Below are 14,040 nucleotides of genomic sequence, written 5' to 3'. Positions count from 1 at the left end.
TATGCGGATGGTGGAGCTGGGGCGGACGGGGTTGCGGGTCAGTGAGTTGGGGCTGGGGCTTGCTTCGGTCGGGGGGATGTTCGCGGCGGTGCCGGAGCGGCAGGCGGTGGCGACGATCGATCGGGCCTGGGAGTTGGGCGTGCGGTTGTTCGACACGGCGCCGGTGTACGGGTACGGGTTGTCGGAGCAGCGGGCCGGGATGGCGTTGCGGGGCCGGCCGCGGGACGAGTTCGTGCTGTGCACGAAGGTGGGGCGGTTGATCGAGCCGGGCGGGCCGGACCTGCAACCGATCTGGGCGGAGCCGCCGGCCGGGGTGGGGCCGCGGCTGGACTATTCGTACGACGCCACGATCCGGTCGTTCGAGGCGAGTCTGGAGCGGATGGGAATCGACCGGATCGACGTCCTGCACATTCACGACCCGGAACTGGACTTCCCGATCGCGTCGACCGAGACGTTCCGCGCCCTCGTCGAGCTGCGCGGCCGGGGCACGATCCGAGCCATCTCGCTCGGCGTCAACCACGCCGACGTAGCCGCCCGCTTCCTCCGCGAAACCACAGCCCACGGGCCGGACGTCATCTTGTTGGCGGGGCGGTACAGCTTGCTGGATCAGTCGGGGGCGGATGAGTTGTTGCCGTTGTGCGAGAAGCTCGGGGTGGCTGTGCTCGCCGCCGGCGTGTTCCACGGTGGGGTGCTCGCCGACACCGCGGACGGCGCGCCGCACGGGTACGAGCGGGTCCCGCAGGACGTGTTGCGGCGGATCGACGTACTGAGGGAGGTCTGCAGCGCGTACGACGTACCTCTGCTGGCTGCAGCGGTGCAGTTCCCTCTGACGCATCCCGCCGTACCAGCCGTGATCGTGGGGGCGCGGAGCCCGCGGGAGATCGCCGAGGTGGCGGCGTGGCGCGAATATGAGGTGCCGGAAGCGTTCTGGACCGCATTAAGGTCAGCGCTATGAGGTACATGCTGCTGCACAAGACCAACGACAGCCTGGAGGCCGGGAACCCGCCGGATCCGGAGATCCTCGAGCGGGCGGACGCCGTACTCGAGGAGATGCGTCAGGCCGGGGTGCTGGTGCTCGGCGAGGGCCTGATGCCGAGCTCGCGCGGCGCGCGGGTGACGTTCCCGGCGCCGGGCCAGCCGCGCGTGATCGACGGGCCGTTCGCCGAGACCAAGGAACTCGTCGCGGGCGTGTCGATCATCCGCGTCGAGACCAAGGAGGAAGCCGTCCAGTGGGCCCTCCGCTTCGCCGAGGCCGACCCGTACACCGAGATCGACATCCTGGAGGTCGCCGGCTAAAGCTTCAGGTGCAGGATCGGGTAGGGCTTGCCGGTGGTGTCGTGCGGGGTGCGGGAGACGCGCCGGAACCCGTGGTGCTCGTAGAAGCCCACGGCCTGCGGGTTCTGCTCGTTGACGTCGACCGAGGTGGCGGCGAAGTGCGCGAACGCGTGCTTCAGCAGCAGGCTGCCGCCGCCGCGCCCGCGGTACGCCGGATCGAGGAACAGCATCTCGACGTTCCCGTCCGCCACCCCGATGAACCCGATCAGCAGCCCGTCGTCACCACGCAACCCGGCCAACTGCGCGATCTCCGGGAACGACGCCCGTACCAGCGGCCGGAACACGTCGAGATCCGCCTCGGTGACGAACGAATGCGTCGCCCGGACCGACGCCTCCCACAACTCTGCCGCCCGCTCATACTCGTCCGGCCGGATGTCGCTGATCTCCATCCCGCCACCGTCGCACCGGAGCCCGCGGCTGTCAGGCGAATTACGCCGCGCTGACGCCTTCCTCCGCGACGACGAGGGAGTCGATCGCCGCGAAGAAGCGCGCGATTCCGGGCAGGTTGGCGCCCTTCTCACGAGACGCGGCGAAATCCGCCGGGGTCGCCCAGTCGACGATGTCCAGCCACTCGTTGTCCGGGAGCTGCACCAGCCGTGCGCCGAGGAAGCCGGCCCGGTCCGCCTCGAAGTCCTTCAGCATGTCGACGCGCGCCGCGAGCAGCTCCTCCGAGCGCGACGGCAGCACACGGAAACGGGTCAGTTCGACAGTCGACATCGAGGTACCTCTCAGGTGATGTTGGTTGCTGCCCAGCCGCCGATGTCCTCGTGGCGGATGGCAGCGGCCATCAGGTCAGGAAACTTGTCCGGTGTGCAGGCGAACGTCGGTACGCCGAGTTCCGCCAGCGCGGCCGCGTTCTCGGCGTCGTACGACGGCGTACCCGAGTCCGCGAGCGCCAGCAGAGCAATCACTTGTACGCCGGACTCCACCAAAGAACGCGCCCGACGCAACATCTCTTCCCGGACCCCGCCTTCGTAGAGATCCGAGATCAGCACGAGCACGGTCTCGGCCGGTTTCGTGACCAGTTCCTCGCAGTACGCGAGCGCTCTGTTGATGTCCGTCCCACCGCCGAGCTGCGTCCCGAACAACACATCGACCGGATCCTCGAGTTGATCGGTCAGGTCCACCACTGCGGTGTCGAACACGACCAGCGAGGTCCGCAACGTCCGGATCGACCCGAGCACCGCACCGAACAGCGACGCGTAGACGACGGACTCCGCCATCGACCCGGACTGGTCGATCGCCAGCACGATGTCCCGCTGCACGCTGTGGTTCCGCCGCGCGTACCCGACCAGCCGGTCCGGCACGATCGTCCCGAGCGTCGGCGAGAAGTGCTTGAGGTTCGCGCGGATCGTCCGGTCCCAGTCGATGTCCGAATGCCGCGGCCGCGCCGTCCGCCCGGCCCGGTCGAGCGCACCGGTGACCGCCGCCCGCGTCCGCTCGGCGAGCCGCGCCTCGAGCTCGGCCACGACCCGGCCGACCACGTCCCGCGCGGTCTGTTTGGTCTCCTCCGGCATCACCTCGTTGAGCGCGAGCAACGTGGACACCAGATGTACGTCGGGCTCGACCGCGCCCAGCAACTCCGGCTCCATCAGCATCCGCGTGATCCCGAGCCGCTCGACCGCGTCCCGCTGCATCACCTGTACGACGGTGCTCGGGAAGTACTGCCGGATGTCGCCCAACCACCGAGCCACCCGAGGCGCCGACGCACCCAACCCGGCCGACCGTTGCGTACCCGACTCCCCCTCCGCGGCGTCGTACAACGCGGCCAACGCCGCATCGACGGACCGATCCTCGGCCGACAACGTCGTACCCGTCTCCTCCTCGGCCTCACGGCCCAGCACCAGCCGCCAGCGGCGAAGTCGCTCGTCACTCATGAGACCCCCAGCAACTGTGCGACCACCGGCAACGCGGTCGCCGCCAACTCTGCGTCCAGCTCGTTGTCATCAGCAACGACCAACGATGCCGGGTCGCTCAGCACACGCGCCCGTGCGCCGATCGAGCGACGCTCAGGCGCCGCGAACGTGCCGAACGTACGCCGCAGCAACGGAAGCACCTCCACGAACGCGTCATCCGGGATCGCCGCCAGCCACCCGTCGACCATCGCGAGCAGCCGCTCGTCGTGCACCAGCAACAACCCGCCACCAGCGAGGAACCCCTCGACGTACCCGGCCGCGTCCGCCGTCGCCGTACCAGGTGACAGCGAACGCCCCAGCCGCAACGCGACCTCGTGATCCGGCAACCGCGACGTGTCCAGCATCAACCGCGTCAATCGACCCTGGATCAACGGCGGCACCGAGGCCCGATCGCTCAACCCCTGCAGCGTGTTCAGCCACTCCGACCGCACGTCCTCGGCCAGCAGTACCGTCGCGTCCTGCACCCCATCGATCAGATCCTGTACGGCGGCGGCCGCATCCGGATCCAACCCGTGAACCGTCCGCGCGAGACCGGCGCACACGCGCGACACCATCCGCCCCGCGACCGCGGCCAGCCCGGCCGTGTCAGTCCCGCGTACGTCGCCGTACCGCGAGGCTCGTGCCAACGCGGGCAGTGCCGCCATCAGATGCCCCACGTCGGCATCGGCTGCCGCCCGGGTGTCGATACCTTGAATCAGGGGCGGCAGCGCCTCCGCGAGGTCGGCGAGGAGCGATTTCTCCAACGCAGCCGTGACATCGGCCAGGGTCGGCGAGTCCGCGGCCTTCAGCATCACGGACGTCGCAGCACCGAGCACCGTCGTACCGTGGGCGCCCGCGGCGACCAGTTCGACCTCCAGCCCGGGATCCCAGGCCAGCCGCCACATCTCCCGGAACGTGCCTTGCGCCCGCCGCTCGTCGGCGGCCGGCACGCCCCAGTGAATCCCGAGAATCCGCAACCGGTGCAGAAGTCTGGACTTCTCCAGGTCGTTCGCCTTCCGCAGGTCGAGCTCGATCACCCGCTCGGCCGCGTCCCGCTTCATTCGCAACCGCCGCGCCTGCGCGGCCAGATCCGCCGCCACCGGCGCCTGCGGCGTCTCCCCCGGCACCGACCCAAGCAGCTCACCGACAACCGCTTCGCGCGTCACGAGGTCCAGCAGTACGTCGTTCCCGCCGCAGAGCACCGCCCGCGTCGCCTCGGTCACCTCGCCCAACCCCGCGAGCGGACGTTCACGCAGCGCCGCCAGCGTGTCCGCGAGCCGCACCGCCTCGATCACGTGCGCGCTGGACACCGGCAGGTCCTCGTTGCGCAGTACTTGCGCCACCTTGGAGAGCCAACGGGTCGTGATCTGATTGGGCGCGGTGAACAGGTGGTGGTACCAACCTGGTGACGTGATGCCGGCGCCGTACCCGCTCGCCGCCGCCAGCCGGCCGTGCGTCCACGGCACCCAGGTGCAGGCGACCTTCCGCTTCGGCAGACCCTTCAGAATCCGTGCATCATGTGTTGCTGGCGGCAACGGTAGTTCCAAGGCAGGCACGTGCCAGGCGCCGCAGACCACCGCGATCCGCTCGAATCCTTCACGAATCGCCTTCCGCAGAACGGTTCTCATGTAGGCCTCGCGTTGCGCCTCGCGGCCGATCGCCTCCTCACCGCGCCGCAGCTCCCGCATCGCGTCGGCGATCACGGTGAACGGCTCGGCACCATCGCGCCGCGACTCGATCACGTCGTCCCACCAGCGCTCGGGATCGTCGTACCCACCCGCCTCGGCCAGCGTCTTGAGCGGATCCATCGACACCGACCGCCCGCCCGAGGAGCCGAACTGCTGTGCCGCCGGAAGATCGCAGAACCGCACCGGCACCTCGGCCGCCAGCCCGTATCTGATCGCCTGCCACTCCGGACTGAACACCGCGAACGGCCAGAACGCCGCCCGCGTCGAGTCGTCCACCGCATACGCCAACAACGCGACCGGCGGATCCATCTCCTCGGACGCAGCCAACTCGACGATCTTGTCGGCCTCCGGCGGCCCCTCGATCAGGACGACATCAGGACGGAGCTCGGCCAGCGCGGTCGCCACCGCACGCGCCGACCCCGGCCCGTGATGCCGGATCCCGAGCAGGTGAACGGTCATCCGGAAATCTCTCGGCAGGCCCGGTAGAACGGCGCCCAGTCGTCGCGTTCGCGGACGACGGTTTCGAGGTACTCCGACCACACGACGCGATCCGCGGACGGGTCCTTGACTACTGCGCCGAGGATGCCGCCGGCCACGTCCGTCGGACGCAGTACGCCGTCACCGAAATGCGCCGCAAGCGCGAGACCGCCAGTGACGACGCTGATCGCCTCCGCGGTGGAGAGCGTGCCGGACGGCGACTTGACCGCCGTACGGCCGTCCTCGGTCCGGCCGGAGCGGAGCTCGCGGAAGATCGTCACCACGCGGCGGATCTCGTCCAGCGCATCGTCCGGCTGCGGCAGCTCGAGCGCCGAGCCGAGCTGGGAGACGCGACGGGACACGATCTGCACCTCGTCCTCGGCGGAGTCGGGCAGCGGCAGCACGACGGTGTTGAAGCGCCGGCGGAGCGCGCTGGACAGTTCGTTGACGCCCTTGTCGCGATCGTTGGCGGTGGCAATGACGTTGAATCCCTTACGGGCCTGGATTTCCATGGCCAGCTCGGCGATCGGCAGCGCCTTCTCGGACAGGATCGTGATCAGCGCGTCCTGGACGTCGGACGGCATCCGGGTCAGCTCCTCGATCCGAGCGATCTTCGCCTCGGCCATCGCGCGCTGCACCGGACTCGGCACGAGTGCTGCCTCGCTGGGGCCCTGGGCAATCAACTGGGCGTAGTTCCAGCCGTACCGGATCGCTTCCTCCGCGGTGCCCGCCGTACCTTGCACGAGCAGCGTCGAGTCGCCGCTGATCGCGGCCGCGAGGTGCTCGCTGACCCACGTCTTCGCCGTGCCCGGTACGCCGAGCAGCAACAGCGCCCGATCCGTCGCGAGGGTGGCAACGGCGACCTCCACCAGCCGGCGCGGACCGACGTACTTCGGTGAGATCTCGGTGTCGCCCGCCTGCCCACCAAGCAGGTACGTGACCACAGCGCTCGGCGACATCAGCCAGGCCGGCGGTCGCGGTTTGTCATCGGTTGCTCGCAGCGCTCGGAGTTCGTCGGCGTACTCGACCTCCGCGTGCGGGCGCAGTACTTCGGTGGTCATGGGGCCTCCTGGCCTGGACTGAGGAGCGTAGGGAGCGAAGCGACCGGAGCGACGAGGGAAGGCCAGGAGTCACAGCCCCATGACCCGCCGCGCCGGAGGCGTGGCATCAGCACTGTCATGTGAGCTCCTCGTACATTTCGCGGCGGAAGGTCAGGGTTTCGACGAGGCGGCGGCGCCAGGTGTCTTCCTCGCCGGTGGGTTCGCGGGTGATCGGGTGGTCGAGTACGTCGGGCGGCGCGGCGCGGGCCGCGATACTGGCGAGGCGGGCCCAGGCGCGGGCCGTGCCGACCTTGGCGAGTTGGTCGAGGATCATGCTGGCGAGCGGAGCGGGCCACGGCACCGGCAACCCACCGACCAACTCGGCAACGTCCACGTTCTTCCGCAGTACGTCGACCGCGCTCGCCCACTCCTCCGCGGGCAACAACCGCAGCAACTCGGCCGGACCACGACTGCCGGTGTTCGATCCGGCCTGCAGGATCGCGCGGGACCACTCGACCGAGCTCTCACGAATGGCGGCCTCGGTCCAGGCGGACTGCAGCACCTCGACGGCGCAGCCCTCGACGGGCGTCTGGAGCCAGGTCAGGTCCATCGCCTGCAAGGGCGTGTTGGCAACGATCTGGTGGAACCACCACGCGCGTTTGCCGACACCTTCCGGGTTCTGCGAGTCGAGCCCGTCACGCTCCATCGACTGGGTGAGACTGCGCGGAAGGTCGACGGCGAGCACGCCCTGGCTGGGCAGGAGGTGCGCGTGCAGGCGTTCCGTCATCCGTACGCCGTACTGCGATCCCGGCAACCGGGCGAGCAGTCGCGCGGCCACCCGCCGTACCTCACGGGAACGGTCGTCGAGCGCGGACTCCAGGAACTCCTCGTCCGGTCGCGTGAGGTTGTCCGCGAGCAGTCCGAGGAAATCGGCTCGAGTGGCGGCGGATTCGGTTGGCCAGACCTCTTTGAGCGCCTCCCGTGCGGCGGCGGGATCTTGGGTGCGGGTGGCGCGCAACCAGGTACGGCGCTGGATCGCGTTGCCGTGCGTCCACAACTCCGGGTCGTTGCTCTCAGCAACTCCTGCATGCAGGAATCGCCACTCGGGGTTGAGATCCGCGAGCCAGCGCGCACGGCGACCAGAGGCGGCGATGACGAGCGGACGGTACTCCGCACGATTGCGCGCGTAGTCCGCCAACGCCGGCAAGTGCTCGGGCGGAACGCCCCAGCCGTGCGCGTCCGCCGTACGCAACCACTCGCCCAGCGCGGACGTCTGGAACCCGCCCAGCATCGCGGCCAACCGCCGAACCGCGTTCGCCCGCGGCAACGGCCGATCCTCGCCGGGCGCAGCTGGAAGTGGCTCGAGATCGTGCAGCGGCTTGCGTCCGGCCCGCTTGTAGACGGTTGCCAGCGCAGCAGCGTCGAGCAGGTTGCCGTCGCCGAGGCGCTCCTGGATGTGCTCGGGCAGTTCGTCGAAGTGCGGCGGCCGCCGATCGGTCCCGAGCAGCGCCGAACTAACCAGCCCGTCCCAGCCCTTCACAAGATCACCGGCCGATCGCCGTGCCAGCAGGTCATCGGGCGGAGGCCGGCGCGGTTCCACTCACCGGCGACGGTGAGCGGGTCGCCCGCCGAGACCGCGAGCAGCTTCAACGCATCCCAGCCCGGCAGGATCTCCAGCCCGTCTCCGGCCTCGTCCACCAGTGCCCAGCCGTCGCCGTGGCGCGCGGGTCGTACGTCCTGCAGCACCAGCGGCCAGCGTTCGTTCCACGGGTCGGCCGCGAGCGATTCGACGTACGACGCCAACGCCTGGCGGACCGTGAGTCCGGCGGGACGTGGTGCGGGCAGGCGTGGATCGGTCTGAGTCAGGAGGGCGCGCATCGGCAGAGCACCCGGATAGAACGAGAGCGCGCCGGGGACGTACTCACCGGGGCGAGCCGGGAGCGGGTCCAACGGGCGCCCAGCGGCCGCGAACGTGAGGATCAGCCCGATCCGGCCAGTCGTTGCCCCGCGCAACCACACGCGGCGGACCGTGAGGCGGTCGTCCGGTTCGATCACGCGGCCGAGTACGAGCCAGTCGTCCTCGACCTTCTCGCCTTCGTCTCGTACGCGGGCCGTCTCGGTCGTCCAGCCGATCCGGCTCTGCACCGTGTCGGCAAGCGACGGCGGGAGCTCCGCGAGACGCCCGTGCGCCGCGACGACCAGGTGGACGAGGGACAACTCTTCGAGCAGTTCACCTGGCCAGCCGTGACCACGTCCGACCACACCCGCTGCCCGACGTACCGCTCCTGCGACTCCCGGTGCCTGGGCGTCGACCATCCGCGCTGCGAGGCGGCTCAGCTCGGTATATGCCCGCTGATCGAATCCGCCGAGGCCCTGCCGCACCTGATCGTCCAGCCAACCGGCCAATTCGGCGAGCCCCGCCGACACCCGATCTGCGCGCCGGGCAGCCCGCTCCTGCGCCGCGATCGGATCGGCAACCTCCCCGGGCTTCCGCTCCGGCCGCTCAGCCCGCTCGGCGCGCTGGTCGACCCAGCTCTTCACCCAGTCCGGCTCATCCGCCGGCGAGACCTCGCGCTTCGCCAACAACAACAGCAGGCCGAGCGCGTGCTTGCACGGGAACTTCCGCGACGGGCAAGAGCATTTGTACGCCGGGCCGCCGAGATCCACGACCGTCTGGTAGGGCTGCTTCCCGCTGCCCTGGCACAAGCCCCAGACCGCACGATCCGTCGCCCCGGCGCCCGACCACTTCTCTCCTCGGGCCAACCCCTGCCCAGCCTTCGCGGACGCAGGATCAGGCGCCAGCCCCACCACCTGCTCCACGTCCCACAACCCCACACCACTCCTTCACCACGCCCTACCCCGAAGCATGCCACCCCACACCGACACCCCAAGCCCCACCGCCCCACGCCGCCCCCACCCGCGCCGCCGCCCGGGCCGGGTGCCCGCTCGTCAACTCGTGGATTCGGGCTGCGGCCGGTCCCGTCCCAACCACCGCATTTGGCTGGTCAACCCACAAGATGAGGGGTTCTGGACCCTCAATGCGGGTGTGGAACCCCGCATTTGGTGGGTCAGCCAGGCAAATTGGTGGGTCAGCCAGCCAAATGGGGGTCAGCCGAAGGGTTGGCGGTTGGGGTGTTCGTCGGGGTAGCCGTTGCCGGAGGCGGCCGCCTCGTGGGTGGCTGGTGCGTGGGTCGGTGGGTGGATCTGATGCCCCGAGGCGCGGGTGGGTGGGGGTGGGGTGTTGGAGAGGTTGTTGCGGACTGTGGTCAGGAGGCGGTGTTCGACGGCTTCCAGTTCGGCTATTCGGGTGCGGATTTCCTGTTCTTCGGCGCGGGCCTCGGACAGCAGCTCGTCCGCCTCGGCCTGGGCGGTTTCGCGGAGGTGGTCGGCGGTGCGTTGGCTGGCGCTGAGGACGCTCAGCTCGTACCGGCGGAGTTCGTCGACCAGCTCGCCCGCGGGGCGCTGGGCATCGAGGATTGCCGCGGCCGGCTGCGGGATCTCGGCGTCGGGGAGAGTGCTCTCCAGGTCGGCGATCTGCTGGTCCACGCGGGTGAACAGGTCCGCGACGTCGGTCCGCATCTGGCGGATCGTGTTCGCGGCGGCCTGGACCCGTTCGCCGGCCTCCCGCTCGCGTTCACGCGCCGTACGCTCCGCCGACGTGATCACGTCGAGCGCAACCACCGCAGCCCGCTCAGCGGGATCGTCAGGAACGGTTTCACGCTCAGTTGGTTCAGTCTCCGACGGGCGTATTGCGACGGTTTGGCGGAGGGGGACTTCGCGGATGAACAGGACCGCCAGGAAGCTCACCACAGCGGCGCCGGCGGCGATCACGAAGATGCGGCCGGTTGCGTCGCCGTACGCGTGCCGCACGATCTCCTGGATCGGCCCCGGCAGCGCGTTCACGTCCAGCAAACTCCCCGAACCACCCTGCGCCGCAGCCGCCGCCCCCGGACCGAGCTCGCGCAGGTGCTCCGTAATCAGAGTGGTCACCCGCGTCGCCAGGATCGCCCCCAGCACCGACACGCCAACCGCACCACCAAGGCTGCGGAAGAACGTGACCGACGCACCAGCGGCCCCGACCTCGCTGACGTCCACGGTGTTCTGCACCGCGAGCACCAGGTTCTGCATCGTCATGCCCATGCCGATGCCCATGGCAAGCATCCCGAGCCCGACATACCAGTACGGCGACGTGTAGTCGATCGTGCCGAGCAACCCGAGCCCCGCGGTCAGGAACAACGCGCCGATCACCAGGTACCGCTTCCACTTCCCGAACCGGGTGATCAACTGCCCCGACCCCACCGATCCGAGGAACGACCCGAACATCATCGGGATGGTCAGCAACCCGGCCTCGGTCGCGCTGTACCCGCGGGCCACCTGGAAGTACTGCCCCAGGAACACCGCGCTCCCGAACATCCCCATCCCGACCGCCACGCTCGCGAGGATCGCCAGCGCCGTCGTCCGTTCCCGTACGACGCGCATCGGTACGAGCGGCTCGGCCGCGTGCGTCTCGACCACCACGGCCAGGATCGCGAGTACCGCCGTACCGCCCAGATAGGCGCCGGTCTGCCACGACCACCACGGGAAGTGCTCGCCCGCGAACGAGACCCAGATCAGCGGCAGGCTGGCCGCGCCCGCAATCAGGATCGCGCCGAGGTAGTCCATCTTGACCTTGCGCTTCACGACCGGCAGGTGCAGGAACCGCTGCAGGACGATCAGCGACAGTACGGCGAGCGGCACGCACACGTAGAAACACCACCGCCAGCCGAGCCACGAGGTGTCGACGATGACGCCGCCGACCAGCGGACCGCTGACGGTCGCGAGCGCCATCACGGCGCCCATGTACCCGGAGTACCTCCCCCGCGACCGTGGCGGGATCGCGGCGCCGATGATCGCCTGCGCGAGCGCCATCAGCCCGCCCATCGCGATCCCCTGCAGGACCCGCGAGCCGATCAGGAACGGCACGTTGTGCGAGGCGCCGGCCAGCACGGAGCCGGTGACGAACATGATGATCGCGAGCTGCACGAGCAGCTTCTTGCTCATCAGGTCGGACAGCTTGCCCCAGACCGGCGTGGACACGGTCATCGCGAGCAGGCTGGCGGTGACCACCCAGGTGTACTGCGTCTGGGTGCCTTCGAGGTCCGCGATGATCGTCGGCAGCGCGTTGCTGACGATCGTCGAACTGAGGACCGCGGTGAAGAGCGCGGCGAGCAGCCCGGCGAGGATCTCCAGGATCTCGCGGTGGGTGAGTTCGACGTCTCCGGCCGGTGGGGTGGCCGGCGGTGGTACGGACGGCGCGGGGTCGGGGTCGCCGGCGGCGTACCGCGAGCGGTACCGGGACGGCGTGGAGCCGGCAGGTGTGGCCGGCGAGGCCTGGGTGGCAGACATCAGCTTCCGTTTCGTACGGCGGGAACGCGACGACCGGAGCAGCAGGGTGTGCTGCTCCGAGGCGGAAACGGCCGGCGATGCCCTCACCCGACCTGACTATTTGGTTGCAACTACCAACTTTAATCCCGCACCGTCAGCACCCGTTCACCGGGAGCCATCAAACGCCGGTTCGGCGCATTATGAGACGGAGCCTCCTCGGAACGCGATTTCCAACGTACGATCCCGTGCTTGTTGAGTAATCAACACCCGGCCTCCGGCGGAGCTGTCAGGGCCCGCCGGAGGTCCTCACGAGAATGCAGCCACCAGTACGTCGACGCACTCGGCGGTTGGCCCCGGTCCGACGACCAGTTGCCCCGGGGCGCTCAGCGGCGGCGCGAACGGCCCCATCCAGAGCGCACCCTCGGCGGCCTCGCACGCCGTGCCGTAGACGACCGTCCAGGCAGGCGAACCGGTCGACATCTCGACGATCGCGGCCTCGAGATCGTCCGCCGGCCGGCCCATCCTCGGCTTGAAACCGGCTGCCCGGCAGGCGGCGGTCAACTCATCCCGCAACCACTGGTCGGACGGGAGCCGCAGCGGCAGGTCCGCCAGGTCGACCAGCTTGACGCCGTCGTCGGCTCGGTAGGACGAAGGGAGCAGGACGGACAGCGGATCGCGCCAGAGCTCGATCACCCGCAGATCGGCGGCGGCCACGTCACCGCGGACAAACGCGAAGTCCAACTCGCCGGCCCGCAACGCCGTGAGGTACTCAGCGGTGGAGCCCGAGGTGAGTCGGAGGTCGAGATCGGGCGTCTGGGCTCGCAGTGCCGCGAGCCCACGCTCCAGCCGGTCCCGGAGCCCCGGCGCTGTACCGATCCGCAGTACGCCGGAACGTCCGGAGGCAAGCTCCGCGGCCACCTCACCGGCCCGATCCGCAGCGGACAGGACGGCGCGTGCCTCGCGCAGCATCCGCTCCCCGTCGCCTGTCAGTCGGACGTGCCGTGAGGACCGGTCGAGGAGCTGCAGACCGAGTTCGCGTTCGAGCCGGGCGATCTGCTGGCTGACGGCCGGCTGCACGATGTTGAGCCGCTCGGCCGCGCGGCCGAAGTGCAGTTCCTCGGCGACGGTCACGAAGTACCGCAGCTGCCGCAGCTCCATCGGACACCTCCGGCGATCACGATTCCTTATCGCTGCACAGCGTAACTGCGTCTGGGTCGGCGGCCTCCGGAACCGTTGACTGGTGGACATGAGGATCGGATTGTGGATCGACGAAGAGGGCCAGACCATCGACGAGATCGGTGCCGCCGCGAAGGCCGCCGAGGACGCCGGCATCGACCGGATCTGGTTCAGCCAGCGGCTCGGGTGGGACGCGCTGACGCTGATCGCGGGCGTCGCGCCGTACACCTCGACCATCGGGTACGCCGTCGGCGTCGTGCCGGTGTACCCGCGGCATCCGCTGGCGCTCGCGGCGCAGGCGCTCAGCGTCCAGGTGCTGACCGGCAACCGGTTGACGCTCGGGGTCGGTTCGAGCCACCCGCACATGGTCGAAGGCATGCTCGGCCTGCCGATGGACCGCCCGGCGGCCTACGTCCGCGAGTACGTCGAGGCGCTCGGCCCGCTGCTGGCCGGTGAGCCGACCGACTACGTGGGCGAGCGGCTGACCGCCCGCGGACAGGTCGACATCGCCGGCGCGGATACGCCCGAGCTCATCCTGGCCGCTCTCGGTCCGCGGATGCTGAAGACCGCCGGCGAACTGGCCGCCGGTACGACGACCAGCTGGGCGGGTCCTGAGGTGATCGAGAACTACATCCGCCCCACGATCGATCAAGCCGCGACCGCAGCGGGACGGCCCGAGCCACAGGTGATCGCGGGCGTCTGCGTCGCGGTCACGGACGACCCGGACGCGACCCGGCAGTGGATCCACGACCAGTTCGGGGCAGCCGGCGACATGCCGTCGTACCGGGCCGTGCTGGATCGCGGCGGCAAGGCAGGCCCGGAGGACACTGCAGTCCTTGGTGACGAGAAGACGGTGGCCAAGGAACTGCAGCGGTTCGCGGACGCCGGTACGACGGAGTTCCTGGTCTGCCCGGTCGGGACGGACGCGGAACGAGCGCGCACGATCCAGTTCGCGCACGACTACGTTTGAGTCAGTGTCAGGGTGATGCTGCCGCTCACGCGGTGGTTGGATCCTGAGCACCCGCTGTCTGGCTCTTACGTTCGGTGTCGCCTTCGGGCTGACGG

The 14,040-nt window shown here is 69.6% G+C and carries 12 protein-coding genes; 3 read left to right on the top strand and 9 right to left on the bottom strand.

Features of this window, described 5'->3' with window-relative positions:
• Position 1: 1 nt before the first annotated feature.
• Both EV649_RS38215 and EV649_RS38210 read left to right on the top strand, forming a co-directional pair.
• The gene (locus EV649_RS38215; RefSeq protein WP_130388618.1) at positions 2–955 is read left to right on the top strand and encodes an aldo/keto reductase; all 954 of its coding nucleotides are present in this window, start codon (positions 2–4) and stop codon (positions 953–955) included.
• Complete coding sequence (locus tag EV649_RS38210) at positions 952–1,296, top strand: YciI family protein (protein ID WP_130388617.1); 345 nt, start codon at positions 952–954, stop codon at positions 1,294–1,296. Before EV649_RS38215 ends, EV649_RS38210 begins: the two co-directional genes overlap by 4 nt.
• Here the strand turns inward: EV649_RS38210 and EV649_RS38205 are convergent.
• The 9 genes from EV649_RS38205 to EV649_RS38165 all read right to left on the bottom strand — a co-directional run bounded on the left by EV649_RS38205 (position 1,293) and on the right by EV649_RS38165 (position 12,957).
• Positions 1,293–1,724, bottom strand: a complete 432-nt coding sequence (locus EV649_RS38205) for a GNAT family N-acetyltransferase (protein WP_130388616.1) — start codon at positions 1,722–1,724, stop codon at positions 1,293–1,295. The genes EV649_RS38210 and EV649_RS38205 overlap by 4 nt on opposite strands.
• A 40-nt stretch (positions 1,725–1,764) precedes the next feature.
• Positions 1,765–2,052, bottom strand: a complete 288-nt coding sequence (locus EV649_RS38200) for a hypothetical protein (protein WP_130388615.1) — start codon at positions 2,050–2,052, stop codon at positions 1,765–1,767.
• Positions 2,053–2,063: 11 nt separating this feature from the next.
• Entirely contained in the window at positions 2,064–3,212 is a 1,149-nt protein-coding gene (locus EV649_RS38195) for a VWA domain-containing protein (protein WP_130388614.1), read from the bottom strand.
• On the bottom strand, positions 3,209–5,377 hold the full coding sequence (locus tag EV649_RS38190; protein WP_130388613.1) for a DUF5682 family protein: 2,169 nt from the start codon (positions 5,375–5,377) through the stop codon (positions 3,209–3,211). The genes EV649_RS38195 and EV649_RS38190 overlap by 4 nt, the downstream gene beginning before the upstream one ends.
• Entirely contained in the window at positions 5,374–6,456 is a 1,083-nt protein-coding gene (locus EV649_RS38185) for an AAA family ATPase (protein ID WP_130388612.1), read from the bottom strand. Before EV649_RS38185 ends, EV649_RS38190 begins: the two co-directional genes overlap by 4 nt.
• A 115-nt stretch (positions 6,457–6,571) precedes the next feature.
• Positions 6,572–7,975 carry a DUF5691 domain-containing protein gene (locus tag EV649_RS38180; RefSeq protein WP_130388611.1) on the bottom strand — a complete coding sequence of 468 codons (1,404 nt, stop codon included), beginning with the start codon at positions 7,973–7,975 and terminating at the stop codon, positions 6,572–6,574.
• Entirely contained in the window at positions 7,972–9,270 is a 1,299-nt protein-coding gene (locus EV649_RS38175; RefSeq protein WP_130388610.1) for an SWIM zinc finger family protein, read from the bottom strand. The genes EV649_RS38180 and EV649_RS38175 overlap by 4 nt, the downstream gene beginning before the upstream one ends.
• 273 nt (positions 9,271–9,543) lie before the next feature.
• Positions 9,544–11,820, bottom strand: a complete 2,277-nt coding sequence (locus EV649_RS38170; protein ID WP_130388609.1) for an MDR family MFS transporter — start codon at positions 11,818–11,820, stop codon at positions 9,544–9,546.
• A 285-nt stretch (positions 11,821–12,105) separates the two neighbouring features.
• A complete protein-coding gene (locus EV649_RS38165) occupies positions 12,106–12,957 on the bottom strand; it encodes a LysR substrate-binding domain-containing protein (RefSeq protein ID WP_198682931.1) in 852 nt (283 codons plus the stop codon).
• Between the two features lie 88 nt (positions 12,958–13,045).
• Here EV649_RS38165 and EV649_RS38160 point away from each other — a divergent pair, with 88 nt between their 5' ends.
• Positions 13,046–13,945: a TIGR03564 family F420-dependent LLM class oxidoreductase gene (locus EV649_RS38160; protein WP_130388607.1), complete on the top strand. Its 900-nt coding sequence runs from the start codon at positions 13,046–13,048 to the stop codon at positions 13,943–13,945.
• Positions 13,946–14,040 lie beyond the last annotated feature (95 nt).

This window comes from Kribbella sp. VKM Ac-2569 (genome assembly GCF_004216905.1).
Lineage (GTDB): Bacteria > Actinomycetota > Actinomycetes > Propionibacteriales > Kribbellaceae > Kribbella.
This window is presented reverse-complemented; position numbering and strand designations above follow the sequence as displayed.

What these genes read in the sequence shown, in the direction of transcription:
- EV649_RS38215 (WP_130388618.1), top strand. Translation starts at nt 2, where the DNA reads ATGCGGATGGTGGAGCTGGGGCGGACGGGGTTGCGGGTCAGTGAGTTG.
- EV649_RS38210 (WP_130388617.1), top strand. Translation starts at nt 952, where the DNA reads ATGAGGTACATGCTGCTGCACAAGACCAACGACAGCCTGGAGGCCGGG.
- EV649_RS38205 (WP_130388616.1), bottom strand. Translation starts at nt 1,724, where the DNA reads ATGGAGATCAGCGACATCCGGCCGGACGAGTATGAGCGGGCGGCAGAG.
- EV649_RS38200 (WP_130388615.1), bottom strand. Translation starts at nt 2,052, where the DNA reads ATGTCGACTGTCGAACTGACCCGTTTCCGTGTGCTGCCGTCGCGCTCG.
- EV649_RS38195 (WP_130388614.1), bottom strand. Translation starts at nt 3,212, where the DNA reads ATGAGTGACGAGCGACTTCGCCGCTGGCGGCTGGTGCTGGGCCGTGAG.
- EV649_RS38190 (WP_130388613.1), bottom strand. Translation starts at nt 5,377, where the DNA reads ATGACCGTTCACCTGCTCGGGATCCGGCATCACGGGCCGGGGTCGGCG.
- EV649_RS38185 (WP_130388612.1), bottom strand. Translation starts at nt 6,456, where the DNA reads ATGACCACCGAAGTACTGCGCCCGCACGCGGAGGTCGAGTACGCCGAC.
- EV649_RS38170 (WP_130388609.1), bottom strand. Translation starts at nt 11,820, where the DNA reads ATGTCTGCCACCCAGGCCTCGCCGGCCACACCTGCCGGCTCCACGCCG.
- EV649_RS38165 (WP_198682931.1), bottom strand. Translation starts at nt 12,957, where the DNA reads ATGGAGCTGCGGCAGCTGCGGTACTTCGTGACCGTCGCCGAGGAACTG.
- EV649_RS38160 (WP_130388607.1), top strand. Translation starts at nt 13,046, where the DNA reads ATGAGGATCGGATTGTGGATCGACGAAGAGGGCCAGACCATCGACGAG.